Annotated in this window: 22 protein-coding genes and 1 pseudogene; 14 read left to right on the top strand and 9 right to left on the bottom strand. The window is 34.7% G+C overall.

Annotated features, from left to right (window positions below; translation table 11 throughout):
* The first annotated feature begins 2 nt into the window (after positions 1-2).
* On the top strand, positions 3-440 hold the full coding sequence (gene dut / locus ACQKMV_RS09740; RefSeq protein WP_427425378.1) for a dUTP diphosphatase: 438 nt from the start codon (positions 3-5) through the stop codon (positions 438-440).
* A gap of 208 nt (positions 441-648) precedes the next feature.
* Here the strand turns inward: dut and ACQKMV_RS09735 are convergent, their stop codons facing one another.
* Positions 649-1416 (bottom strand): sulfite exporter TauE/SafE family protein, encoded by a 768-nt coding sequence (locus tag ACQKMV_RS09735; protein WP_427503653.1) that lies wholly within the window; start codon positions 1414-1416, stop codon positions 649-651.
* Between the two features lie 104 nt (positions 1417-1520).
* Here ACQKMV_RS09735 and ACQKMV_RS09730 point away from each other — a divergent pair, with 104 nt between their 5' ends.
* The 3 genes from ACQKMV_RS09730 (at position 1521) to ACQKMV_RS09720 (ending at position 5579) form a co-directional block, all read left to right on the top strand.
* On the top strand, positions 1521-2405 hold the full coding sequence (locus ACQKMV_RS09730) for a LysR family transcriptional regulator (protein WP_427503651.1): 885 nt from the start codon (positions 1521-1523) through the stop codon (positions 2403-2405).
* 254 nt (positions 2406-2659) lie between these two features.
* Positions 2660-3055 carry a VOC family protein gene (locus tag ACQKMV_RS09725; protein ID WP_427503650.1) on the top strand — a complete coding sequence of 132 codons (396 nt, stop codon included), beginning with the start codon at positions 2660-2662 and terminating at the stop codon, positions 3053-3055.
* A gap of 814 nt (positions 3056-3869) precedes the next feature.
* Positions 3870-5579 carry a methyl-accepting chemotaxis protein gene (locus ACQKMV_RS09720; protein ID WP_427503648.1) on the top strand — a complete coding sequence of 570 codons (1710 nt, stop codon included), beginning with the start codon at positions 3870-3872 and terminating at the stop codon, positions 5577-5579.
* 151 nt (positions 5580-5730) lie between these two features.
* Here the strand turns inward: ACQKMV_RS09720 and ACQKMV_RS09715 are convergent.
* Positions 5731-6211: pseudogene (locus tag ACQKMV_RS09715) on the bottom strand (ZinT/AdcA family metal-binding protein); the annotation flags it as partial.
* 633 nt (positions 6212-6844) lie between these two features.
* Between ACQKMV_RS09715 and ACQKMV_RS09710 the strand changes: the two are divergent.
* The 6 genes from ACQKMV_RS09710 to ACQKMV_RS09685 all read left to right on the top strand — a co-directional run bounded on the left by ACQKMV_RS09710 (position 6845) and on the right by ACQKMV_RS09685 (position 13785).
* Entirely contained in the window at positions 6845-8554 is a 1710-nt protein-coding gene (locus tag ACQKMV_RS09710; RefSeq protein ID WP_427503646.1) for a methyl-accepting chemotaxis protein, read from the top strand.
* A 289-nt stretch (positions 8555-8843) separates the two neighbouring features.
* Positions 8844-9926: a sensor histidine kinase gene (locus ACQKMV_RS09705; RefSeq protein WP_427503645.1), complete on the top strand. Its 1083-nt coding sequence runs from the start codon at positions 8844-8846 to the stop codon at positions 9924-9926.
* Positions 9927-10175: 249 nt separating this feature from the next.
* Complete coding sequence (locus ACQKMV_RS09700) at positions 10176-11537, top strand: ethanolamine ammonia-lyase subunit EutB (protein WP_427503699.1); 1362 nt, start codon at positions 10176-10178, stop codon at positions 11535-11537.
* A 15-nt stretch (positions 11538-11552) separates the two neighbouring features.
* Complete coding sequence (gene eutC, locus ACQKMV_RS09695) at positions 11553-12410, top strand: ethanolamine ammonia-lyase subunit EutC (protein WP_427503644.1); 858 nt, start codon at positions 11553-11555, stop codon at positions 12408-12410.
* Positions 12411-12441: 31 nt separating this feature from the next.
* Positions 12442-12903, top strand: coding sequence for a response regulator (locus tag ACQKMV_RS09690; protein ID WP_427503642.1), 462 nt, complete (start codon positions 12442-12444; stop codon positions 12901-12903).
* A 543-nt stretch (positions 12904-13446) separates the two neighbouring features.
* A complete protein-coding gene (locus tag ACQKMV_RS09685) occupies positions 13447-13785 on the top strand; it encodes a GNAT family N-acetyltransferase (protein ID WP_427503641.1) in 339 nt (112 codons plus the stop codon).
* 238 nt (positions 13786-14023) lie between these two features.
* Here the strand turns inward: ACQKMV_RS09685 and ACQKMV_RS09680 are convergent, their stop codons facing one another.
* From ACQKMV_RS09680 to ACQKMV_RS09660, 5 genes are all read right to left on the bottom strand, one after another.
* Positions 14024-15820: a HAMP domain-containing sensor histidine kinase gene (locus ACQKMV_RS09680; protein WP_427503640.1), complete on the bottom strand. Its 1797-nt coding sequence runs from the start codon at positions 15818-15820 to the stop codon at positions 14024-14026.
* On the bottom strand, positions 15820-16503 hold the full coding sequence (locus ACQKMV_RS09675) for a response regulator transcription factor (RefSeq protein WP_427503639.1): 684 nt from the start codon (positions 16501-16503) through the stop codon (positions 15820-15822). The genes ACQKMV_RS09680 and ACQKMV_RS09675 overlap by 1 nt, the downstream gene beginning before the upstream one ends.
* Before the next feature lie 89 nt (positions 16504-16592).
* A complete protein-coding gene (locus ACQKMV_RS09670; RefSeq protein ID WP_427503638.1) occupies positions 16593-18113 on the bottom strand; it encodes a hypothetical protein in 1521 nt (506 codons plus the stop codon).
* Between the two features lie 23 nt (positions 18114-18136).
* On the bottom strand, positions 18137-20074 hold the full coding sequence (locus tag ACQKMV_RS09665) for an ATP-binding cassette domain-containing protein (RefSeq protein WP_427503636.1): 1938 nt from the start codon (positions 20072-20074) through the stop codon (positions 18137-18139).
* Between the two features lie 295 nt (positions 20075-20369).
* Positions 20370-21479, bottom strand: coding sequence for a hypothetical protein (locus ACQKMV_RS09660; protein WP_427503635.1), 1110 nt, complete (start codon positions 21477-21479; stop codon positions 20370-20372).
* Between the two features lie 307 nt (positions 21480-21786).
* On the opposite strand from ACQKMV_RS09660, the gene ACQKMV_RS09655 reads away from it, so the two are divergent.
* The 3 genes from ACQKMV_RS09655 to ACQKMV_RS09645 are packed head-to-tail and all read left to right on the top strand — an operon-like array spanning position 21787 to position 23538.
* Positions 21787-22275 carry a sigma-70 family RNA polymerase sigma factor gene (locus ACQKMV_RS09655; protein ID WP_427503634.1) on the top strand — a complete coding sequence of 163 codons (489 nt, stop codon included), beginning with the start codon at positions 21787-21789 and terminating at the stop codon, positions 22273-22275.
* Positions 22268-23260 (top strand): anti sigma factor C-terminal domain-containing protein, encoded by a 993-nt coding sequence (locus tag ACQKMV_RS09650; RefSeq protein WP_427503632.1) that lies wholly within the window; start codon positions 22268-22270, stop codon positions 23258-23260. The genes ACQKMV_RS09655 and ACQKMV_RS09650 overlap by 8 nt, the downstream gene beginning before the upstream one ends.
* Entirely contained in the window at positions 23242-23538 is a 297-nt protein-coding gene (locus ACQKMV_RS09645; RefSeq protein WP_427503631.1) for a hypothetical protein, read from the top strand. Before ACQKMV_RS09650 ends, ACQKMV_RS09645 begins: the two co-directional genes overlap by 19 nt.
* A 165-nt stretch (positions 23539-23703) precedes the next feature.
* Here the strand turns inward: ACQKMV_RS09645 and ACQKMV_RS09640 are convergent, their stop codons facing one another.
* Positions 23704-24903: a helix-turn-helix domain-containing protein gene (locus tag ACQKMV_RS09640; protein ID WP_427503629.1), complete on the bottom strand. Its 1200-nt coding sequence runs from the start codon at positions 24901-24903 to the stop codon at positions 23704-23706.
* Positions 24904-25065: 162 nt separating this feature from the next.
* On the opposite strand from ACQKMV_RS09640, the gene ACQKMV_RS09635 reads away from it, so the two are divergent.
* A complete protein-coding gene (locus tag ACQKMV_RS09635) occupies positions 25066-25824 on the top strand; it encodes an SDR family NAD(P)-dependent oxidoreductase (RefSeq protein WP_427503628.1) in 759 nt (252 codons plus the stop codon).
* Between the two features lie 110 nt (positions 25825-25934).
* Here ACQKMV_RS09635 and ACQKMV_RS09630 read toward each other — a convergent pair whose 3' ends face one another.
* The gene (locus ACQKMV_RS09630) at positions 25935-26897 is read right to left on the bottom strand and encodes a DMT family transporter (protein ID WP_427503626.1); all 963 of its coding nucleotides are present in this window, start codon (positions 26895-26897) and stop codon (positions 25935-25937) included.
* Positions 26898-26918: the final 21 nt, after the last annotated feature.

The following is a 26918-nucleotide window of genomic DNA, read 5'->3' as shown; positions in this document are numbered from 1 at the left end:
TAATGAACTTAGAAGTAAAAATCAAAAGAATTCACACTGATGCATTACTACCTATGCAAGCCAATCCAGGTGATGCTGGAATGGATCTCTACTCAATTGAAGAAGTAGAGATACCAGCGGGAGTAACGAAACTAATTAAAACAGGATTACAAATTGAATTACCTAAAGGAACGGAAGCTCAAATTCGTCCGAGAAGTGGACTAGCATTAAAACATAGTGTAACAGTTCTCAATAGTCCAGGCACAATAGATGAAGGCTACAGAGGGGAAATCGGTGTTATTTTAATCAATCATGGTAAAGAAACATTTAAAGTAGAAAAATCAATGCGTATCGCCCAAATGGTTATTCAGCTTGTCCCTTCAATTCAACTACTAGAAGTAAATGAATTATCTCAAACTGTTCGTGGAACTTCTGGATTTGGAGCGAGTGGTATAAAATAGGGTTAAAATTTTGAAAGTAATTTTTCAATGAAGTGACCCCAAGGATTGAGTTTGGTATGTGCCGAACTCAATCTTTTTTTATTTCTATTAATACGTATGTAGTTAATTTTTCCCTTTCAACATTGATCTGTTTATTAAACTAAATGAGGATGGGATTGCGAAGTTTAACAACAAATCCAACAATTAGTCCAGGAACAGGTACAGTGATTTATATCAATAAATCTGATAAGACCTGAATAATCAGTAAGAAAAAAATAATTGGTAATAAAACTTGAATCCATTTTGTATTGATAAAAGGAATTATCTTTAAACCTAAGAACGAGCCAACGATAGAGCCAATGGAAACAGGAATGGCGATTCCCCAATTAACAATGCCAGTAAAGTAGTAAAAGAGAAAGGCACCTGTACAACTTGAAAAAGAAATAATTCTCGTTAACTCAACTGCTTTTATATAGATATATTGCTTTCTCAGGTAATAGGTTATATTCATAAGAGCTGAGCCTGGTCCAAAACCACCGTCATATATTGAAATTGCAAACGGAATGAGTTTATTAATTGGTTGTTCCTGTGTTTCTTTTTTGTCCTTTACAATAAATTTATTACTGCAAAGTACAATAAAAAATGCGACAATTAAGCTTACACAAGCTACAACATTCATGACTTGTTCCGATAATAGAGTGGCTAAAAATGCGCCAAAAACACCTCCTAAACTAGCAATCATCATTAAAGATGTGAATTTTTTTAACGATAAATGTCCTTTAATTAAAAACGATACGACATTTGATAAAGCTGAAATTCCTGTCGCAAATTTATTAACAGCTACGGTTGAATGAATCGGAATTCCAATAAGTAACATCGCAGGTAATAAAATAAAGCCGGCAGCGCCGAATAGAACACCAATGACTGCTGCGAGTAAGCCAATTGTAAATAAAATAAATCCGTTTACTGATAACCATTCATGTAGTAATATTTCCATCAAATCACCTCTACACCTAAATTACTGCTAAATAATACATAAAACAAATATATATAAATTACTTATCCATAAATATTATTTATGGATAGAAAGGTGTGAATGAAATGAATTTGCATGCGTTAAGGATTTTTACGAATGTAGCAAAACTTGGAGGAATTACCGCAGCGGCGAATAAAATGCTTCTTAGTCAACCAGCTGTCACTATTCAAATTCGGAAATTAGAGAGCGAAATAGGGACAAAATTGATTGAAGGTAAAGGACGTGGTATTCAATTAACTCCTGAGGGAAAGTTTTTGTATGAGCAGGGAATGCGTTTATTTTATTTAGAAGCACAAATTGATGAAAAGCTCGGTAAATTTTTAGCGAAGGAAGAAAAAATACATATTGCTTCTTCCTATATACCAACAAACTATATACTCCCGCCTATTATTGCAGCGTATAAGCTTGCTAATCCTCACATAGAATTTTTTGTGTCGTTAGGGAATGTAAAATCTGTGGAAGAGCAAGTTCTTAATTATGAAGTAGATCTCGGTTTTGTCGTGCAAAATAAAATTGGTCACCCTGATTTACAGTTTGAAAAAATACTAGATATTCCGTTTTGGTTTGTTGTTCACCCTTCACATGCTTTGGCCAATCAAACTGTCTCCATTGAAGAATTATCGAAAGAGGACTTTATTTATCGGGAACGAGGTAGCTCGACACTTGATTTATTGGAGGCAGTTTTTTACACGTTTAATGGTCCATTACCTAAATTCGGACTTCAAATGCAGGGCTTACATGAATCAATTAAAGTAGTGGAAGCGGGGTACGGTATGACTTTAGCACCCTCCTACAGTGTAACTGAAAGTATAACAAATGGGAAACTAGCTCGGGTGTATGTAGAACATGCAGATATTCAGCAAAGTTTATTTATATGTACACGCAAATCAGATATAGAAAAACATCCATTTATTCAGTATTTAAAAGATCATTTAAACGCTATAAAATAACCAATTAAAATCGAAGAGATTTGTTCATGCAGAAAATAACCGGTAGAGTGTCTGAAAAAATTCGTGATACCGAAGATTGTCAAAACCTACGACGTTGTGATAGAATGGAAACAAATGTTCTTATGTTGAGGTGGGATTATTTAGTCAATAAAGCATACAAATAAATTCCCTTCCACATAATAATATTTTATAGTAATTGTAGTTAAACACATATTAATTCAAGTAAGATTTCGCTTTAAGACGAGGAGGATATCATGGGAAGATTAGTTCATTTTGAAATTCATGTAAGTGACATGGAACGTGCAAAGAATTTTTATGGAGAGGTATTCGGATGGTCATTTCAAGATTGGAGTGAATATGCAGGAATGCCTTACTTTGGTGCGACGACTGGCAGTGATGAAGAGCTTGGAATCAATGGTGCTTTAATGCAACGTCAAAGTGCTCCTCCAGAAACAAACCAAGCATTAAATGGATTTGCTTGTACAATGGGTGTGGAAAATTATGATGTAACGGAAGCTAAAATTATTGAGAATGGCGGCAAGGTTGCAATGCCAAAATATGCACTACCGGGAATGGCGTGGCAAGGTTACTATATTGATACCGAGGGCAATATATTCGGAATTCATCAACCCGACAAAAATGCAAAATAGAGTTCAGATAAGTCAATAAGTATGCAATCACAAACAAGACAAGCATTCTTAAAAATCCTGTCTAGCTTAAAGAATTGCTTTTAGCTTTTAATAACTTATCATCATTTGATTTGTTCTAAAAAGTTATAGCTGTATAAAAAGACCTGAATTTTGGAATTGTACCAAACCAGGTCTTTTAATTTTTGCCATATAATACAGCTCAAAGTATTTGATTCATTCAAGCTCTTACAGATAAAGAAGTTCTTTATAGTAAAATGTTAGTATAGGCAAGTGTGGGTTTTAAAGAAGCATGAATGGCTCTCTAGGGAGAAATGTTAACAAAGAATAGTATTCGCTAGAATTTCGAAGAGAGTAAAAACATAATAAACGCTTTCGAGGGAATGTCCCAAAAGTCTACAAATGACTTTTAGGACATTCCCCTTTATTTATTTATAAAAGTAAAGAAAGTGTATCTTGAGAACTACTTATTGAAAAATTCCATAGTAAATTAGGTTTATTTACTCAATTGTATTATTTTGTCGGTTTTTTTGTTCAAAAATAACGAAATCTGTCGAAATATATTGTGAATAGTATGGAGAATAGATTTCAAAGTTATTAGGAAGGGGCTAAAAAGCATATTTAGTAAAAGGATTTATTTTAGTTTTAAGTATGTAAGCAGTAAAACGAAGAGACGAGAAATATAATGAAAACATAGGATTAAAACGAGACAAGCAGGTTAGCCTCCATGTTGTCATGAAGTAAACAAACATGTACGTTCGCACCTTTCATTAAAATGTGCACCAATTAATTGAAATCAAGAAGGAGAGTATTAACCATGCTGCGCAATCTATCTATATTTAAAAAATTAGTCCTATTAATGTTTATAGCCATTTTAACAATTGGTATTATCCAATTGATTGGATATAACACAATGAAATCTTTGGAGAATAATACAGAGAATATTTTTAAAGACCGTTTAGAACCAAGTATTGTTTTGTCTGATTATAGAATTAATAATCGAATTATTATTTCAAATATGTATCGTTCTTTCGTTTATACAGATGAATCAACACTTACAGAGATTAAAGATGAAGTTAAGAAAGCTTTTACAGATAATGAAAAGAATCTTCAATTACTTAAAGCAACCAATTTAAAACCGGATGAGGATAAAATAATAAATGAACTAATTCAGCAATATCCAATTTTTAAAGAAAGCATGGAGCAAGTTTTCCGACTAAGTCTCGTCAATAAGAATGAGGAGGCATTCAATCTCTATAATTCAAGTGCCAAGCCTGTGTTTGATAAAATTGCGACAACAGGTTTAGAGCTGACTGAATTGAATAAAAAATATGCAAGTACTTTGAATATGGAAAGTAAAGCCGAGGCAAGTAGAAGTATTACAATCACTCTAATCATTTCAATTGTATTAGGAATTTTATTTGTTGCAGTCGGTTTTATAGGTGTACGAAAATATATAATTTCCCCAGTTGAAAAATTAAAATTTGCTGTTCAACGAGCTGAAGCTGGAGAATTAAATTTTAGTATAGACTACGATTCAAAGGATGAACTAGGCGTCTTAACGTCTTCATTTAGTCATATGATTACACAATTACGAGATTTAATTGGTCAGGTGAAGCAATCATCCGAACAGATGGCGGCATTTTCGGTTGAGCTTTCGGCAAGTGCGGAACAAACAAGTGAAGCTAGTGAACATATTGCGTCTGTTACGTTAGAGGTGGCAAGCGGCACGGACGATCAAGTTAGAGCGATTATCGATACATCAGATGTTGTTAATCATATGGTGCAAGATGTTCAAACAATAGCTAAAAATTCTACTAATGTTTCAGAGGCTGCTATTCAAGCTGAACAAATTACAGTGGATGGAAATGACATTATTACAACCGCTGTTCAACAAATGAACGCAATTCAAACTTCTATTAGTAGTCTAAGTAATGTAATTAGTGGTTTAGGTGAGCGTTCGACAGAGATTGGTCAAATCGTTGAAGTCATTACTGGCATTGCAGCACAAACCAATTTACTGGCATTAAATGCAGCAATTGAAGCGGCAAGAGCAGGTGAACATGGAAAAGGCTTTGCGGTCGTTTCAGAAGAAGTGCGAAAATTGGCCGAAGAATCATCAGGGTCGGCACAGAGAATCTCTGAGTTAATTACAGGAATTCAAACGGAAACGAATAGAGCATTAGACTCTATGCATTTCACTACAAATGAAGTGGAAACAGGTATTAACAATGTGAACATCGCAGGTGAATCCTTTAAAAAAATTCAACATGCTATCAATGAAGTATCTATGCAAATTCAAGGAGTCTCTTCTTCAGTAGAACAGATGGTTACAGGAGTTAACCAAATGACTGAATCGATGGAACAAATCAATAAAATTGCCCAAAGCTCTGCAGAAGGAACACAAAATATTTCAGCGGCAACAGAAGAACAGTTAGCCTCTATGCAAGAAATTACCGCATCTACTTCGGCACTATCTAGTATGGCGGAAGATCTACAAGAAAAAACAAATATGTTCAAAGTATAATGATGACGTATTGTTATATGGTATAGACTAAAAAACCTGTTATCTAAGGATAGCGGGTTTTTTATTTACATCTTATGAGGTAAATACTGTCTTAAAAAATTAATATTTGATTTAATAGACTGAAATGCATTTGAAGAAATGGAACTTAAATATACTTACCAGAATATTTTTTTTCATTTTTAAAGAATGTAACTTTATCTGTCTGAATTATAATACGATCAACATCTGTTTTAAATCCTTCATGATAATACTCCTCGTATTCTTCTGTAGTCTTGTCACCTTTATGTTCTGCTTTATAAGTAAATACCTCGTCTTAATGTACCGTCTTGTAAATATCGGTATATAGATTGCCAGTCTCCTTCCCAGTCTGAGAGTTGACGATCTTTCACTTGACTGTCTTCAAAATAACCTTTATTAATTTGTTTTGTCTCGTCGTCATGGGCATGACTATGATTGTGTTCATGATCGTGATTGTAATTATTTTCTGATGTTTGCTGTCGCGCTTCAGAGGAGTCTTTGGAATTTATTGATGATGTTGTTTTTTCATTGTCAATTGACTCTGCCTCGGATGAATCTGATGTCTGACACCCTACTAATAGTGAACTAATTGCTAATACACTATACCCTTTTATAAATGGAAATCATTACGATTTAGGGTTATGCATATACTTCGTATTTAAGTCAAGGAAAAATCAACGAAAGAGAAGAAGTTAGCTGGAGGTGAACTGAGACAGTAAAGGTGTATGTATAGGACAAGCTTTTTTTTATTCTAGTTATGTTGAACGAGATTTGTTAATGCTTAATAAGTGGAACTTTAATCAGTGAGGGGTTTAGTTTTCACCAATGGGGCTTTTTTTTTCGGAGTTTATTTGCTTGTTAATTGTCTATAAAGATTAATATGTTGACTTTGGATATCCCAAAAGTGCATTTTTTTTTTTTTTTTTTTTTTGAATTTTTAGAAAACAAATAACGCGGAGTGTTTCTAAAGTACTACTATTTTAAAAATAATCCTAGTAAAATAGGTTCGTTAATTCGATTGTATGATTTTGTCGATATTTAGTTCAAAAAGACCGGAAGATGTCGTAGAATATTGTGAATAGTATGATAAAAGTTTTGGGATTATCTGAAAGGGGACAAGTAGGTTAATCTCCATGTTGTCATGATGTAAAAAACATGTATACTTGCACCTTCGATCATGTACGATTAATTGTCTTTCATTAAAATGTGCAACCAAATAATTGAACTAAAAAAGGAGTGTATTAATCATGCTACGAAATCTATCCATATTTAAAAAGTTAGTCCTATTAATGTTTATAGCCATTTTAACGATTGGTATTATTCAAGTGAATGGATATATTACAATGAAGTCTTTAGAAAATAATACAGATAATATTTTTAAAAACCGTCTAGAACCAAGTATAGTTTTGACTGATTATAGGCTTAATAATCGGGTCATTATTTCAAATATGTATCATTCTTTCCTTTTTACAGATGAATCAACTATTAAACAAATTAATGATGAAGTAATGAATGCTTTTGAAGAGAATGAAAAGAATCTTCAAATACTTAAAGAAGCTAATTTAAAATCAGATGAGGACAAAATAATAAATGAATTGGTTCAGCAATTTCCAAACTTTAAAGAAAGTATGGAGAAAGTCTTTCAACTAAGTCTTGCCAATAAGAATGAGGAAGCAATAAATCTCTTTAATTCAAGTGCTAAGCCTGTATTTGACGAATTTATGTCAAAAGGCTTGGAACTGACAAAATTGAATAAACAATATGCAAGTACATTGAATATGGAAAGTAAAGCTGAGGCAAAAAAGGGTATCACGACCTCTCTAATCATTTCAATTGTATCAGGAATTCTATTTGTTGCTGTCGGCTTTATGGGTGTACGAAAATATCTAATTTCTCCAATTGAAAAATTAAAAATTGCTGTTCAACGAGCAGACGCTGGGGAATTAAATTTTAGTGTTGATTATAATTCAAAGGATGAACTAGGGGTCTTAATATCTTCATTTAGCCATATGATTGCTCAATTACGAGACCTAATTGGTCAAGTGAAACAATCGTCCGAACAGATGGCTGCATTTTCGGTTGAGCTTTCGGCAAGTGCAGAACAAACGAGTGAGGCGAGTGAGCATATTGCATCTGTTACAGTAGAGGTAGCAAACGGCTCCGACGATCAAGTTAGAACACTTATAGAAACATCAGATGTTGTTAATCATATGGTACAAGATGTTCAAACAATAGCTAAAAATTCTACTAACGTTTTAGAGGCTGCTAGACAAGCAGAACGACTGTCAGTTGATGGAAATGAAATTGTTAATACCGCAGTTCAACAAATGAACTCAATTCAAACCTCTATTGGTAGTCTTAGTAATGTAATTAGTGGGTTAGGAGAGCGTTCGGCAGAGATTGGGCAAATCGTTGAGGTTATCACAGATATCGCAGCACAGACTAATCTACTGGCATTAAATGCGGCGATTGAAGCGGCTAGAGCAGGAGAACACGGAAAAGGCTTTGCGGTTGTTTCGGAAGAAGTGCGAAAATTGGCCGAAGAATCATCTGTGTCGGCACAGAGAATCTCTGAGTTAATTACAGGAATTCAAATGGAAACGAAACGAGCGGTAGATTCTATGCAGTTCACAACGAGTGAAGTGGAGACAGGTATTAACAATGTGAACATCGCAGGTGAATCCTTTGATAATATTCAACATGCTATCAATGAAGTATCTATGCAAATTCAAGGAGTCTCTTCTTCAGTAGAACAGATGGTTACAGAAGTTAATCAAGTGACCGAATCCATGGAACAAATCAATAAAATTGCCCAAAGCTCTGCAGAAGGAACACAAAATATTTCAGCGGCAACTGAAGAGCAGTTAGCCTCCATGCAAGAAATTACAGCATCTACTTCGGCACTATCTAGTATGGCGGAAGATCTCCAAGAAAAAACAAATTTATTCAAAGTATAACGATAACGAATTGACATATTAAGTGAGAAAGTTCAGTGCAGTGCAGTTCAGAGATAAAAGAGACTGTTCAATATAACCTGTTATCTTAGGATAGCGGGTTTTTGTTTTATATCTTATGAGGTAACCCGCGTTTTACATTTTATTTTGTAAACTTAAACATTTATACAACTTAAAAGAGTTAATTATTCACCTTCGTTTTGAAAATTCGACAAATATTTCCGTGTCATGTTGTACACATTTTTTATTTTTGCTATAGTGTTTGGAAAACTAGAGAAAGGAGGAGCATACCATGATAGGAGTTTTAGATTTAGAACGATTGACAAGCTTATCAAATGAAAAGTGTAAAATTATATTAGGTGTGGCTAAAAACCTTCAAATAATAGCTGACATTTCTCAAGCAGATATTTTTATTGATTGTCTTTTGAAAGAAGATAACGCATCTTTAGTTGTAGCTGAAGCAAAGCCTACTACTATAGCATCTTTGTATAAAAAAAGTATGTTAGGGCAGATAGCATATGAAGAAATGGAGCCGGGTGTTTTATTTAGTTTAAAAACTGGTAAACCAATTTTTGGATCAAGAGGCATTACAGAAGAGCGCGGAATAATGCAACAAGATATTATTCCTATAAAAGATTCGCATGGGGAGACCATTGCGGTACTAATTAAGGAAAGAGATATCTCACAGGTAGTTCAGAATGAAAAAAATATAGAGCACTTTATGAAAGCGACTAATAGTAAAGACAAGCAACGTGTATTTCAAGCTATTGTCGTTCAGGAAATACATCATCGTGTTAAAAATAATTTACAGGTTATTTCCAGTTTGTTGCGATTACAAATGCAACATACTCACTCGGAAGAAGTAGCTGAGGTATTTCACGATAGTATATCCCGTATTTCAAGTATGGCTTTGGTTCATGATTATTTGGCCAAGCGTGGAATTGATGAAGCAGATATTAAACTTTTAATACAGCAAATTTCTACCTTGCTAGTTTCCTCGTCTATTATTCCAGGCCAACAGATTACTATGTCTGTTGAAGGGGAATCGGTATTCTGTCCTTCAGATAAAGCAACAGCTATTGCACTCATTGTCAATGAATTAGTTCAAAATAGCATTAAGCATGCTTTTCCTTCACAAAATTACGGGCAAATAGATATAAATGTGAGGAGACGAAAACAAATGGTTACTATTACAGTAACGGATGATGGATGTGGAATTGGTGATTCTTTTTCTTTAGGCGATATGTCATCTTTAGGATTACAGCTTGTAGATATGTTAGTTGAAGAGAGATTACAAGGGGTTTTTTCATTTCCTCTGTCGGACATAGGGACAAAAGTTTCAATAACTTTTCCGATAGTAGCTAACGAAGTTTAAATAATACTAGATATTACTGAGGGATCCTAAAAAATCTTAAGTAACAATTTTAATTGATACTTTGTTTCGTTAATAGAGTTGTTATTGTTTTCGAACTATTTACAAAATATTTGAAAGTAGTGTAGAATGAATTAAAATAATTACTAGGCAAAGGCGCCTTTCACTTATCTCCGAAGAAAATTTCTTCAGGGATAAGTGAAAGCGCTTTTTTTTCGTTTGATTGCAACATATAAAAAGGGGTGTTAAATGATGAAATTGTCTTGTGTGGTAAAAGGAACTCATTATACGTTTTCGTCGGTAAGGGAGGTACTTGCAAAAGCGAGTGAAGCGAAGTCTGGGGATGTGATGGCGCGTGTAGCAGCAGAATCATCACTTGAGCGCATGGCGGCAAAAGTTGTTCTTAGCGAGATGCAGCTGAAAGAAATTTATGAAAATCCGGTTATTCCGTATGAGATCGATGAAGTAACACGCTTGATTTATGATGATATTAGCGACACGATTTACAAAGATATAAAAAGTTGGACAGTCGGTGAACTAAGAAATTATATTTTGTCATCTAGTACAGGTACGGATCAATTATTGAAACTTTCAAGGGGACTAACAAGTGAAATGATTTCAGCTGTTGCCAAGCTGATGTCAAGCATTGATCTTGTCCTTGCTTCGCAGAAAATGAAATATCAAGCACATTGCAATACTACAATTGGAGAGCCTGGTCGCTTAGCATTTCGATGTCAGCCCAACCATCCAAATGATGTTCCAGAAGGCATTTTGTATTCAATAAAGGAAGGGTTGTCCTACGGAGCAGGTGATGCAGTTATTGGTATCAATCCGAATGTGGATACCATTGAATCCGTCAAAAAACTTTTGACACTTTCACATGAATTTATTGAGAAATGGAAAATTCCAACACAAAATTGTGTTTTGGCTCATATAACAACACAGATGGAAGCTTTAAAGCAGGGTGCACCTATCGCACTTATGTTTCAAAGTTTAGCAGGTACACAAAAAGGTAATGAAGCATTTGGTATATCCAAAAAAATTCTTGATGAAGGCTATGAGATGATGGCTCGATATGGTACATCTACAGGCCCAAACTTTATGTATTTTGAAACAGGACAGGGTTCGGAAGTATCTTTAAATGCTGACTTTGGGGTAGATATGCAAACGCTTGAATCAAGAAGCTACGGTTATGCACGTCACTGGAAGCCTTTCATGGTTAATACCGTTTCTGGCTTTATTGGACCGGAGACACTCTATGATGGACGCCAATTAATTAGAGCGGATCTTGAAGATGGATTTATGGGGAAATTGCATGGCTTGCCAATGGGGATTGCTCCAACGTATACAAATCATATGGATGCCGATCAAAATGATCAGGAAGTTGCCGGTATAATAACGGCAGTTGCAGGAGCGAATTTTTACATGGGAGTACCAGGTGGAGATGATGTCATGCTAAATTATCAAGATACAAGCTATCACGATGATGCTAGTTTGCGTGAGATCCTAGGCTTACGACCACTTCGGGAATTTGAAAAATGGATGGAGAAAATGGGTCTAATGGAAAATGGAAGGTTGACAAAACGTGCAGGAGATTTATCAATTTTTGATTGAGGAGGGGGGCGCAAAATGGATATTCAAGAAATTATTCAAAGGGTAGTAGAAGAAGTGAAGAAAAACATGGATTCTCCAAAAAACGATACCGTTCAAAATAAAGAAGAAATTATAAATTTTCCAGAAGAACGATTAAAAGGGGTAGACGAGCCACATAACGCTGCATCTATTGAGCGAGCACAAAGTATTACACCTGCCCGTATTGGTATTGGTCGAACTGGAACGCGTATGTTAACGACAAGCTATTTACAATTTTTAATTGATCATGCAGCTGCACAAGATGCTGTATTAAGAGATGTAAGTGATGATTTTCTTCAAAATATGGGTTTACACAAGTTGGAAACAAGAGCTAATGATATGAAGTCTTACTTAATGGATTTAGATGCTGGTCGAAAGTTATCGGATGAAGCTATTAAATATCTTGAAAAGAACGGGGAAAAAGGCAAAGATGTTCAAATTATTGTTTGTGATGGATTGAGCTCCTCTGCGGTAGAAGCAAATGTAGTTGATTTACTACCTGCTTTAATACAAGGGTTAAAATTAAAGAATATAAGTGTCGCAAAGCCGTTCTTTATTAAGCGAGCGCGTGTATGGGTGCAAGACGAAGTAGCAGCTATTGTTAATTGTGACCTTGTCATTTCTTTGATTGGTGAAAGGCCAGGTCTGAATACAGATGAAAGCTTGAGTGCATACATGATTTATCGGCCTACTGAAAAAACAGTTGAAGCCGATCGGACGGTAATTTCAAATATCCATAAAGATGGACTAACTTCAGTTGAAGCTGGTGCCTATTTATCTGATTTGATCGAACAAATGCTTCTTGCTAAGTGTACAGGAGTTTCTTTTGCTCAACAAAGGAATAACAATATGTAATATTCTCCCTGTCCAGAAAGGTTGTGATGTTATGAAAAAACGGATTTTAGTTGCTGAGGACGAACCAATTATCAGACTGGACTTAAAAATGATGCTTCGAAATAATGGCTATGAGGTAGTCGGGGAAGCAGGAGATGGGGATCGAGCAATCGAACTTGCTTTTAAGTTAAAACCAGATCTAGTGTTAATGGATATAGAAATGCCAAAACTAAATGGTTTAAAAGCAAGCGAGGTTATTGGTCGTCAGCTAGATATACCAGTGTTGTTGATTACTGCATACAGTCAAAAAGAATTTGTAGAAAAATCTAGGCAAGATAATATTTTAGGCTATCTAGTTAAACCCGTTTCTGAAGCTAGCTTAATTCCAGCGGTGATCATTGCATTTCAACAAGCTGTGAGGACACAGACGATAAAACAATCTTTACAACTAACACAAGAGCAAATTCATAAGCGAAAGGTTGAGCGAGCTAAAGGCCAACGTAATGGGCAGTAGGCATTTACATTATTCTATAATAAAAGCATGTTACAACAAGTATTACCCATTTTTTTATTCGACTAATTTCGTTATACACTAGCCATGAAACCGAAAGTGTCATGGAGGGGCTGTTATTATGAAAATATGAATAATCGAGCGCTACACATTAATGCTATCATTCAAAAAGATTATCTTTAATAGTTGCCACTACGAGGGGAAAAAGTAGCTGTTTTTAAAACGCAGGATTCCATTTTTCTACCTAGTTGATACACCTGTTTAATATACAGAAAATTCTATATTTACAAAGAGTATGATAACTTGAATTGGAACTTTGTGGAATATAGTAGGGATTCATCTGCATGTGACGAACTAAACTAGAGTACAAATAGAGTGCAAATTGCGTTCTCTTTAATGTGCAGTTTAGCGTTAATAATCCATCTTATGAGGAGTGATGTGGTATGTATATAAGAATAACAAGTTGTTTTATCAGTAGGGGAATATTAATTTAGTAGAGAGTTCGTGATCATGGATTTCTCTACTACTAGAGGAGGAATCTGAAGTTTGATTAGTCTAAAATCGATTGATCAAAGTAATTGGGAAGATTGTATTCAACTGAAGCCTAAGCAAGAACAGGAAGGTTTTATTGCTTCAAATCTATATTCAATTGCAGAAAGTAAATTTTTACCGCATATGAAGATAAAGGCGATCTATTATGGAGAAATGCTTATCGGTTTCGCGATGTACGGGATAGATTTGGATGACGGAAACTATTGGATATATAGGTTTATGATTGATGAGCAATTTCAAGGGCGTGGACATGGGAAGAGCGCAATGAAATTGATTATTGAAGACATCCAGAGCAGAGATGATCACACTGACGTCATCTGGCTTGGGTATTAGCCGGACAACGAGCAAGCAAGAAAACTATACGCCAGTGTGGGTTTTGAAGAGGAAGGAATAGCTCCATGGGGAGAAATGTTAGCAAAGTATAATTTTTGTTAGAATATCAAGGAAAGTAATAAGTATCGCGTAACAAAGGCTTTCAAGGGGATGTTCCAAAAGCCACAAATGGTTTTTAGAACATCCCCTTTTCTTTATTTATCTTCATTTAGCAGACGAAGAGAAAAACAGTTGGTGATTAGTAGTTCAAGTAATCTGTACTAACTGCTCTCAAGTCAAAGTAAAATTCGACTCCATTTTCAGTGTTATTTACGCCGAAGCTACTGTGATGACGTTCCAATATTTGTTTTACAATAGCTAAACCTAAGCCTGAACCACCAAATTCTTTGTTTCTAGATTTTTCTACTCTGTAAAACGGATCCCAAATTTGTTCAATCTCATCATTGGGAATGAAAATATTTTCATTTTCGATTTTGAACATATATTTATTGAAACCCTCTATATAGACAATTTTGATGTTGATACGGTTATGTTTTGGCGTATATTTTACAGCGTTGACAAATAAGTTGGTAATGACCTGCTCGATTCTTTTTATATCCCCATTTACATAAGCTTCCTCATCAATTTCAAACAGAACTTGCAATCCTTTTTCGTCAGCAATTGCTTTGAATTTATCGTACACCTTTAAGAATGTGTGCCATAAGTCAAAGGTGCTTTCAGTAAGCTGATAGATAGGGGACTCAAGTCTCGAAATATCAAGCATTTCTTGTACCATTTCCGTCATTCGATCGACTTCATCCAAAATAACATCACAATATTTCAAGTCGTTTTGCTTATATACTCCGTTTTTTATGCCTTTAATATAACCGTTTATTACGGTTAAAGGGGTCTTTAATTCGTGAGATACGTTGGCAACAAACTCTTTTTCTTTTTCCTTCAACTTCAACTGTAATTCATAATCTTGTGCAAGTTTTTCATTGGCATGGACTAATTCCGTAATTTTCTGTTCTAGGTTTGTAGAAATTTTGTTTAATGCTTCACCCATTTGCCCTAGCTCGTCCTTGGACTTAACAATATATTTTTCACTGAAATTTTGATTTGCAATCTGATTCGCGATAGTGCTCATTTTAACTAGAGGCTTTGATAAAGTCTTGGAAAAAATTATTGCTATTAAAATAACGATGATCATCGTAAAAACAAATAAAATAATATAGTACTGATTTAGATTCCCGATAACCTCATCTACAGATTGAAGAGAAGTGACGGCGAATATGACCAAATCTGTTCCTTCCACCTTTTTAGTTAACACCAAATTATTAATGTCTGTCTGTGTGTCCCGTACCGTATATATTTGATTTGGGGATACTCGTTCTTCTTTTCTATTCATCGTGACAATCATTTCTTGAATGAGGACATTTTTTTGCGCTATGAAGGATTTACTTTCAGTTGGTTTAGAAATCACTTTTCCTTCAATTGCAATAGGCTTAGGCTGCTCATTTATTATGTCATTATCACTTAAAGTGAATCCTTCAAAAAATATCGAGGATACCTCAGTTGGCTCTAAGACTCGAGTACCCATTTTGATTTTCTTCGGAAGGACCAAGGATTCCTTATCATCCAATAGTAGACCTTCGATTGAGATGCTGTTTTCTTTATTTATCTCTTTATAGTCGATGGAATAAAAGTCATCTACGATTTTATACTCTTTGTTGTCCTTCGTTCTGACCACGAATTGTGTGTAATTATTGTTTGATGATGATCCGTAATGATGCTGAAGTTGATCATCGATAACCGAAATGATAGCATTGTTATTTTCCGAAATTTGTGTAATGTACTGATTAATAGTGTCAGTTGACTCATGATTATTAATCTTTGATTCGATTGTACGAGCAAACTCTTCCATGTTTTGCTTTTTCGTATGGATATAGTAAGGTTCGAAGTAAGTCGATTGAAAGACGATTTGGATTATAAATATAGAGGCAAATAATAAAATATGAATTAAAAAAAGCTTATAGGCAATTCCTCTTTTTCGCATTATTCCACCTCGAATTTGTACCCTAAACCAAATATGGTTTTAATTAGGTAGGCTTTATGCAGTAAGTTTTTTCTAAGTTTTTTGATTTGCGCATCTACTACTCTTGTATTTCCGAAATAATCATATCCCCATACTTCATTTAATATTTGATCTCTGGACAAGACAATATGCTTGTTTTCCATCAAATATAGTAAAAGATCAAATTGTTTTGGCTCTAATTCAATGGACGTGCCATCTATCCATACTTCACGTGTAAGTTTGTTAATCGTGACTCCTTTTAGCGTCAAGGTTTCTTTGTCTCTATCTTCTTTTTTTACAGTATAGATTCTATCGAGAAGAACTTTAGATTTAGCTACTAGAATCTCAGGATTGAACGGCTTAGTCATATAATCGTCCACTTTAAATTCATAGCCCATCAACTGATCTTCTATCTCTGATCGTGCTGTCAGCATGATGATAGGAACATCTGATTTTTTTCTAATTCTTCTGCACACGGAGAATCCGTCGATTTCTGGTAGCATGATGTCGAGAATAATTAAATCGACTGTTTCTTCTTCAAACATTTGCAGACCAACCTTACCATCCGTCGCAATTAGGATTTTATATTCGTGCATTGTAAAATAGTCTGCTATGATATTAGCAATTTTCATTTCATCTTCTATAATTAAAATCGTTCGCTTCATTAAGTATCTCCTTATTTAATAAAGCAGGCATCTTCATAGTAAAAATACTTACCGTACGAAGAAAAATGCCTGCTAAATATATGGATTCGTTAATTCATCAATATTTGATACTCTCCGTCTTTTTCCTCATACTTGGCATCAAAGATTAATAGATCATCTCTTTGAATCGTCAGTAGTTTGTCCTTAGAGAATTCGATATCCTTTTTAGGAACAAACACAATCGTGTAACCCATTATCGTATTTGGATTCATCTTCGTTGGATCTTCCAAATCTTCCATAGGAGCTTCTATGGAAAGAGATTTCATTTTGTTAAGTTTGATTCGAGTATCTGGAAGGATAATTTCTCTTGTCGTTGTCTGTATTTCTGCTGGATTCCCTTTATATTGGTATTCGACTATCATATCCTCAAACATAGCTGAGGAGTTTTGGATCGTCACAGGGATTCTGACTGCTGCATACTGGTTATCCTTCTGTTTGGATGCTATATCATCTACATAAGATTTTAGCTTACTATTATAAGAATTGTAATAATCATCGTTAGCTTTTTTAATATTTTGATGACCTTCAGCTTTTTTGCTACCGAATTGGGAATTCAATAATCCTAAAGGAGAAGCTGTTAATATGGTTTTGTCATTAAGGTTCAAGTCAACTGCAGAAGCAATTGCTAAAGCTCCGATATCATAAAATTCTCGGTCCTTCATCAAGAGTACTTCTTCTTGCTCTTGATTAGAATTATCTATAATATTTTGTGCAGTCAACTCAATTAATTCTTTTACAGATGCGTCTGGATGTTTAATCATCTGATATGCTTTTGACTCTAGATAAGTAGCCATTCCTTCAATATTATCGTAGCCGTCTTGGTCCTTATTCTTTTTGTTACTATTTAAATATAATTCATAAAAATATACCGCTTGTTGAATCTGATCGATTTTCTCATCTTTATTCTTGGATTCAATAGCTTTTTTTAGGTATTGGTACATTTCATTTCGGTAATATCTACTGTCGATATCTTCGGGATATGTTTCAGCTCTTGTACCAAGACCTTCCGCAGTGTCTCCAGACTGCAGTAGAATATGAATCCCTTCATGGACAATAAACTTAAATACATTTTCATATGCTGCTTTCTCATCTGTGCCAGAAATAAAGTTTGACGCAAATTCAAGGTTAAAGACATAGGTAGGGTGATCGTTAAATGTCGTGAGTTGGAAGGGCGTTACCAACAATTGGGTATCCTTAATGGAATCCGTACTGTACTCAATCACTTCGTCTTTAGGTCCAATATCGGTTTTCTGGTTGTTAATTAAATAGGCCATTTTATTAGAAGGATTCAACAATAATATTTGCTTATCCTCATTATTGAACGATGGCCATAGCTTGCTTGCATCGTCTATCAAAATCTTTTTTATATCTTTCACTAATTCAGGCGTTATTTCTCTAATTTTTTTACTATTTTCAATCGGGTTGCCGTCCATCGAATCTTCGTTCGTCTTCTGGGATTCTTCAACCTTTTTGTTTTCAGGCTTTTCGGTTGTTTCCTGATTATTGTTGTTGCATGCTGTCAATATCGTTATGATCAAAATCATGAACAATAAACGTACTGTTTTTAACATAATTATCATCCTTCTTTCAATAATTAATCCTGTTTAAGCAGTTGAATCGGATTCAACTTTGCTGCTTGGTTAGCTGGAATCATACATGCCAACACATTAATGACAATCCCAAATCCTATAGTTAGCAGTACTGTAAATACATCAATATGTAACAGCTCGAAATGAATTTTAGCTTCTAGTGCACGGTTTAAAATAACCTGAACCACAATGCCTAGCACTGTACCATTGATAGAAGCCATGCCTCCCAATAAAATTGCTTCCGAAAAGAAGATCCAGCGAACTTCTCTGTTTCTGCCGCCAATTGCTTTGAACAAACCAATTTCTTTTCTTCGCTCTAAAACACTGATATAAAGAATGATTCCTACCATAATAGAGGAGATCAATAGAATTAGCATAGAAACCCCAGTAATAGCAAGCTGTATATTTTTAAATGTTTTAGTTAACTCTTTCAATACGTTTTCAGGTGTTGTAATGGTATAGCTTTGTTTAAACTGGTTGACAACTGATTCGATTGAACTTTTATCATCCACATACACTTCATAGTTGTTAGTTGTTATTTCTGAGTCTTTTCCAATAAATCTTGAACGTTTAACAACCTCTGTGTGGAAATCGTATGGAATATATGAATATTCTTTTCCAATAAAAGATTGTTCTGTAATGGCAGAAATTTTCAGCTTTTGTGTGTCCCATCTAGAGGGATAACTCGTAATTTCGTCCATGGACAGAAATTTAATAGTAATCTCTTTACCGATTAATTCTTCCAGCTTGCCGCCTTCCTTTAGCAGTTTTTGGGCTGTGCTTTCTGACAAGGCAATTCCGTGCTCCTCATCTTTTGGAAGTTGGCCGTATAATACCTTCGGCAAGGCGTATTCGTTTCTATTTTTTTCTTTATGCAAAGGCTTGACATCAAAGCTGATAATATCCGGCTTTTTCTCAATTCTTGCCGATAGCTCGAATTCAGGCTGCACTAATTTGATATGCTCATTTTTCTTGAGTTCATAATAATCGGAACTAACCATATAATCTTGTTCTTTTTTAAAATCTAGCTTTTTACTGTCTATTACTTTATCGGATGAATACTGTATATAGTTGTCTATTCCGCTCCCAAACGCCAGAGCCAGTAAAAATCCACAAATCCCCATAGAAATGCCTATCGATACAAGGAAATATCGCCACCTTTTTTCCTTAATCCTATGATAAGAAAGTCTAAATGCTGATTTCAGTTGAAAAGCACGTTTCCGGGATGGTTCTTCCGGTATCTCCATTTGAACAGAATCCCGTTTACTTTGTTTCCTGTCCTCGATGATCTCTCCATCTTTAACTCGAACGATTCTTGAAGCTTGCTCAGCAACCGCCTCATCGTGGGTGACTACAACGACCAAGCGACCTTGCTCAGAAATTCTTTTCAATAAATCAATTATTTCTTGAGAAGTATGGGAATCTAAGGCACCCGTAGGTTCATCAGCCAAGATGATGTTTGGCGACTTAACTAACGCTCTTGCAATCGCAACTCTTTGCTGCTGTCCTCCTGACAATTCATTAGCCTTTTGGTGAATCGCTTTTTCCAGGCCTACCTCTTGAAGGGCTTGTACACATTTTTTGTGGGCTTCCTTTTTCTCATACGAGCTCATAGCCAAAGCCAATTCTACATTTTCCAATACGGTCAGGTGAGGAATCAGGTGAAAATGCTGAAACACAAATCCGACGTTATCTTTACGATAATCAGAATACTGATGATCATTAAACGTTGACATAGGTGTTTCATTAATATACACCTCACCCGAATCTGGCTTATCCAGTCCTCCAAGTGTGTTAAGGAGTGTGGATTTTCCAGAGCCAGAAGCTCCTACAATCGCAACGAACTCACCGTGAGCTAACATTAAATTTACATTTTTCAATGCAGGGATTGGGGTCGATTTATCTGGATAATAGGTTTTACTAACATTTCTAATTTCTATCATTGAACCACTCCATTTCTTTTAACTGTTGTCTATAAAGATAACGGTTGGTTATGATGACCTTATGACTACCTTATGACTTTTTTGTGACTATTGGAAAAGAATATCGATTCAAAAGTCAGACCTGAAATTTTTTGTTGACTACAAAAGAAAGGGGGCTATCCCATAAATCATTGATCAATGACTTTTGGGAGAACCCCTAAACTTTATAGCATTTATATTGACTCATCAGACGGCCCAAGGAAAGCGCCCAGTCGGAACGGAAATCAACCCTACGTTATTGAGATGAGTCTTTATATTATGGTTGGTATACCTTTCCTTTTATCGTTACTTTAGAAGCTGAGATTAGAATTTCTTTATTTGCTTCATAATATGGATTTAAAATTTTATCGATAGCAGCCCATTTTTCACTAGATTTTTCAGAGTCACCTTTTTTATCAAGAGCTGTTGCTTCTTCATAAAGCTTTTTTAATTGTTTTTTATCTGTTGCTTTGATTTCGAAATCAAAGTTAGATAAGTATTCTTCAAAGCTAAGTGGCTTCATGTAAGGATTAATCATTTCATTGAAGTCATTCCATAGCTTTTCAGATAATTGATCATTTTTATCTGCATCTGCTTTTTGAGCATCTTTATAAAGTGTTTTTAGTTTAGGCATTGCTTCAGCTGGAATATCTAATTCCATATCTGAAATGTATTCTTCAAATGTTACTGGTGGATATAGTGCATCTAAATAAGGTTGAAGAATCTTCTGGAATTCATCGAATTTTTCTTGTGCTTTTTCTTCTTTACTAGATTTTTCTAGTTTTACCCACTGTTGATAAATATCTTTCAGCTGCTTTTTATCTTTTTCTTTAATAACTATATTTTTTTCACTAAATCCATACTCTTCAATGAATTCTTCAAAGGATACAGGTACCCAGCTAGCTAAAATATATGGCTTTGTGATTTTATCCATTTCACGATTGATTTTATCTAACTCATCATATTTCTCTTCTTTTTCTAACTGCTTCGTTTTATTAAACAATTTTTCTAATTTAGCTAGATCTGCTTTTGTGATTTCTTTAGGTAAGTCTTTTTTATAGACGTCAAACGTGTAGAAATCTGAATAATCTTGTACTAAGCTACCTTCTACAGAGATTTCCTGACCTTCAACTAACTTCATTTTTGCTATTTGCTCATCTGAAAATTTTTGGATTCCAATGTAGTAGTTTTTACCGTCTTTCCCTTTGATTGTCACACTATCTCCGTTAATGCTTTTAACAGTTCCTTTAATTTGTTGCTCAACTTTAATAGTTATTTCATTTGTTGGTTTTACCGATGTAGCTCCAGCTTGATGTGGAGCGAAGACAGCCATTCCAATTGTTAGTGCTGATGCAATCATCCAAGCTTGCTTAGTTGTTTTTTTCATAATCAATTCTCCTCTTTTTTTATGACTCATATTGCTTACACTTAATAAGATAGTGGTTTGTTATGACGACCTTATGAATTCGATATGACTTTTTTGTGACTATTGGAAAAGTTTATCGGTGCATGCAAAAGCAAGCAAATGCGCTTGAATGTTACATACTTTTTGTATTGTCATATAACGTTTACTACATAGACATTTCAAAGAAATTTTCAGATACTATCCAAATGATGATAAAATTGCAAAAAAAAATAATTTAGTGCAACTTTTCCTATTGCTGAAACGAGGATAAGGTGAAAGGTGGGAAGAGATGGACATTGAACAGCTTTATTTGCGTTATATAAACGATATCTATCGTTATTTATATTCCTTATGCAAAAACCCAACATTAGCAGAGGATTTAATGCAGGATACTTTTTATAAAGCGCACATTACATTACTTTCTAATACGGTCCAAGACATTAAACCATGGTTATTTAAAGTAGCTTATTATACCCATATCGATTACATACGAAAAGAGCACCGTGTGGACCTTACGAATAATCTTGAACGATCAACACATATGACACCTGAAACCATTGCGGTAAATGAGGAATCCTTCCATTCGTTAATTTTTTTACTCGATCAGCTATCGCCTTATGAAAAGCAGGCAATTATGTTGTGTGATCTGCACGATTGTACTTATGAGCAAGCGTCAAATATTTTGGATTTAAAATTAAATACGCTCAAAAGTCATTTATTGCGTGGTCGAAAAAAGATGAGAATTTTAATAGAAAAGGAGAGACAACAAAATGGATGATTATGAAAAGTTAATAGCGAACTCAAAAGCAGAAATTGCAAATTCAAATGATCAAAGTAAATATCAAAAAGTCATTAGAAAAACAATTTTCACGTCAAAATGGAAGCTGATTTGTGCAACATTAACGATGATATTATTGTTTGTACCAACGAGCTTTATGATCACATTTATGTATTATGCATTTGGAACAAGTTCTACAACATTAATGGATGTGGCAAGTAAAACGCTTTATGTTACCGAGCCTAATACATCACTGGAAGAAATAGAGTTTGATATGTCTTTCACGCCATTTTCAATGAAGCTTGCATTTGAGCAATATAAACGTATCGGAGAGGAAGACTATAAAGCGAATACGTATGATTTACGTTTTATCCTTGGTAGCTTATCTAAAAAAGAAGTGACAACATCTTTAGAAAGAGTAGCGCCAAAACATCCAACAGAAACTAATCCTTGGTTAATACATCCTGAAAACAAGAATTTGGAGCTGGATACTGGTCGAGAATGGAGGGTGCTTGACGGTTTGCCTGATGAAACTGTTGTGGAAGCTTATATTTCATTTTATGATCTTATGACAGTTAAAGAAGCTAAAGATGCAATGCCTAATGTCGATGTTGTGTGGGCTGCTGTCGATACCGGTGTAGATAAAACAAATTTAAGCAAAGATGGCGACGTTGTTTCACCAATTGGCTACCCTGTGCAACCTGATAATTCTACTTGGTCACCATTTCGAGATGCATCATCAAATGAAGAAGTGTTTATGGATATTTTAAAAAATATCGAGAATCACGAAGAGCTTGCGACAGAGATTTCTAGCGCCAAAAATTTAGCATTGCCAGAACGTATTGCTTATATAGAGAAAAATGGTGTGAAAACATATGGGGTTGTTGTAACAGGGCCGAAAAATGATGTCCTTGCATTAGAAAAAATGAACATTGTACGTACATTAAAAGTAGGAGAGGTGAAATTATGGAACTGGTCACGTTAAAACGTTTTGAGAAAGGGTTCGTCACAGCTGGATGGTTTGGGATGATTGGTGGCTTATGTCTACTTTTATTACTTAATATTTCGATAGTAACGAATACTGATATAACGGATAATAGCTTCTATTTGTTGGTTTATCTGACAGCTCCTTTTAACGTCCTTGCTTTATGTTCTAAAAAAAGTCGTTCATTAGGGCTTTGGGGATTAAGTATTTTATTATTTATCATGATATTTACAGCAACTATTTTCTTATTAGGATGGATGGTAATACCATTCCCTTAAAAGCTTTGTTTCATAATAGGTTTGATTGAATGGGATGAGTAAATAAATATAGAGGTTAAAGTGATGAAGTTATGAGTTGAAAAAGCGTTAAAAGAGAAGGTGAAATGATTGGTCTACCAACATGTTCACCTTCTCTTTAAGTTTCAAGCTAACCATTCGTTTTAGCTATCGCTTTATAGAATGCTCAATTCTATACTGTTTTGGTGTGGTACCAGTGAATTTTTTAAAAATCTTAATGAAGTAGCTTTGATCAGTAAAGTTTAGCAATGATCCAATATCTGAGATTGGATAATTTGTGAAAGTTAATAGCCTCTTTGCTTCATCGATACGTTGCTGTTGAATATATTCACTGATTGAAATGCCGACTTCCTTTTTAAATAGAGATGATAGATAATTGGGGCTTAAATGGCAAATTTCAGCAAGCTGATCCAATGTAACTTCACGATAGATGTGATTATCAATATAATGTTGACAGGTTGTAATTGTCGCAGAGTATTTATCTTTATTTGATTTAGACACGCGATCGGTAAAGTCGTAAATGGCTTCCTCCATTAAGGAAAGTATTGATAATAAGTTACCCTGATCCTCAAGTTTTTGGATATAAAAATCACTTAACGTAAATGCGGTTTCTTCATTTAAACCACCTTCAATGGCTGCACGACAAATAAGAGCAATTCCTGTTATCATCAGATTCTGTACACTTCTAATGTGACTCTGTTTAGACAGTACGCCAAGTTCCGTTTCTCCGACAATTGAGTAGTTAATCAGCTCGTTTAATTTCTCCTTACGTCCATTTTTAACATAGTCTAACAATATTTTTTCATAATAGAGATTTGTATGGACACTAAAATTTCTTCTTGCATTTGAAAGTTCCAGAATCGAATTTTCTTCTTGGGTAATAATCGGTTTTAATTCTTGGTTGTTATGTATAACCATCGATTTGTTTAATTTTTCTCGATATATAAGATAGTAAACGAATAAACTAATCGATAAAAATTGTTGGTAATGGAGAAAAGGGATGGGTTGATCTCCATCATAGAAATATATTTTATCATCAGACATTTCTGAGGAAAGTGAAGGTCCTACTATGATTGAACCTAAAAATTGCTGATCCATTTTCAAATTAATATAGAAAAAATTAAAATCATTGTTAGAGAAAAAAATCGGGAAATCATGTGGCGTAGTATGAAATGGATATGCTCGAATGTGATCTTTTAAGGAAGAAAAATGAGAGCTTTGTTGGAAATGTTTCGAAGTATACTCAAAAGCAATTTCTTCAAATTGGTTGATATAAAAAACAGAAAGATTATGTGTTTCGTATATTAGCTGACATATATATTGAAGATCGGTTGAAGAGATTTTCATCTTTCTAACTCCATTTCTATTTTTGATAATAAAAATGAAAACAGTAATATTTTTGACTAAATACAATGAGAAAATACTATTTTGTGTAGAATAATACAATAAAAATCGTTAATTTGGCAATAAAATAGACACTGTATTAATTATTTCAAGGGGGAATCGAGTATGGATCTTTTAAATAAAATTGCAGTAGTAACTGAAGCTGGAAGTGGTATTGGCAGAGCCAGCAGTATTAAACTTGCTAATAATGGCGCAAAAGTTGTAGTTGTTGATTTCAACAAAGAAACAGGTGAAGAAACTTTAAGCCTGATTAAAGAGCAGGGTGGCGAAGGGATCTTCGTTCAAGCCGATGTATCGAAAAGTGAAGATGTACAGAACTATGTAAATACTGCGATTGAAACATTTGGGCGCATCGATGTATTTTTCAATAATGCAGGAGTTATTCAAAAAATTTCACCACTTACAGAGATTGATGATGCTGAATATGATCGTATTATGTCCATTAATGTAAAAGGTGTATTCCTTGGCTTAAAACATGTTTTAAGAATAATGGAAGGTCAAGGAAGCGGTTCAATCATTAATACAGCCTCAACAGCAGGTATTCGAAGCGAACACAGTATGGCTGTTTATTCAGCAAGTAAACATGCAGTCGTTGGTTTGACTAAATCGGCTTCGTTAGAATACGTTAAAAAAGGTATTCGCATTAATGCTATATGTCCAGGAGGTGTTCAAACAGCGTTAACAAATAGCGTTACGGAAATGTTTGAAACAAATGGCTATGTTCCAGATGAACTCCCAAATATGAGAATGGGCCGTTATGCAGCACCAGAAGAGTTAGCGGAGATGGTTGCTTTCTTAGCATCTGAACGCGCTAGCTATATGACAGGATCAATAGTTCTAGTTGATGGTGGTTTAACTTTATAATAGTTCAATAAGAATAATCCCGAATAATGTCCGTTATTCGGGATTTTTTTTCTTATCTGGTGTTTTTAATTTATCCTAAAGCCTTCTAAGCAATTAATAGATTAATAATTTTAATCAGTTTTCGGTTTAGATATAGGAACAGATCGATTTAAAATACTATTGGCAATCATTCCAATCATGATAATGATCATACCAATTAAAGATAATCCAATAGGCCAAGAACCGTTTAAAAAAACGATTTCACCAAGAACAGTAAATACCATTGTTCCAGCTTGTGTTGCCTCTACTGCCCCTAACAAAGAAAGGTTATTTTTCGCTAAGTCAGTAGCGAAGAAAAATGTCATTGTGGCGATAACACCCGAACATAATGCTAATAAGAAACCTTGTGAGATTTGCCCAGATGTTGGTATGCCAGTTGTAGTCCAACCATAAATCGCTAATATAATACTGACAGGGAGGCTTCCAATTGCCATGCCTAACACGCGTTGAAATGTATCTAAGCGACCATCAACGACTTCCATCATTTTTCTATTACCGAAAGGATATAAGAATGCAGCGATGACTACAGGGAGGAAACCGGTTAAAAATTGAGAAACAGTAATATCTCCAGCTTCAGTTAATTGCATACAAATGACACCTGTTAAAATGAATAAGGAAACGAGTAAGCTTCGCATTGGAATTTTACCGCGAACTCGTTTAACTCCTGACTTTGTCTCCAATGTAATAAAAAATAACGGAGATAATAGCAAACCAGCTAAAATGGTTATTTGCCATGTACCTGCTACGAGCCATGCAGGACTAAATACAGCAGCATAGCTTAATAAGGAATAAAATCCAACCCCGGCTATTGTGCCATAACCAAGCCATGCTAAAGGATGTTTACGCATTTCTACCCATAGTGGACGAAGGTTTTTGCGAAATAGGACGATAAAGAATAAAATGGGTAAAGCGAATAAAAATCGGAAGGAAGCAGTCCAAGCCCAGCTTGTTCCTGATACGTTCATAACTCGATTTATAATAAATGTGGCTGAAAAAAACGCAGATGATAAAATACCTAATAAGATAGCACGCATTTCGTTCGCTCCTTTCTGAAT

Origin of the sequence: Lysinibacillus sp. NPDC094403, from assembly GCF_050278745.1 — a bacterium.
In the GTDB taxonomy this organism is placed as follows: Bacteria; Bacillota; Bacilli; order Bacillales_A; family Planococcaceae; genus Lysinibacillus.
Note: the sequence above shows the minus strand (reverse complement) of the source record. Positions and strands in the feature narration are given on the sequence as shown.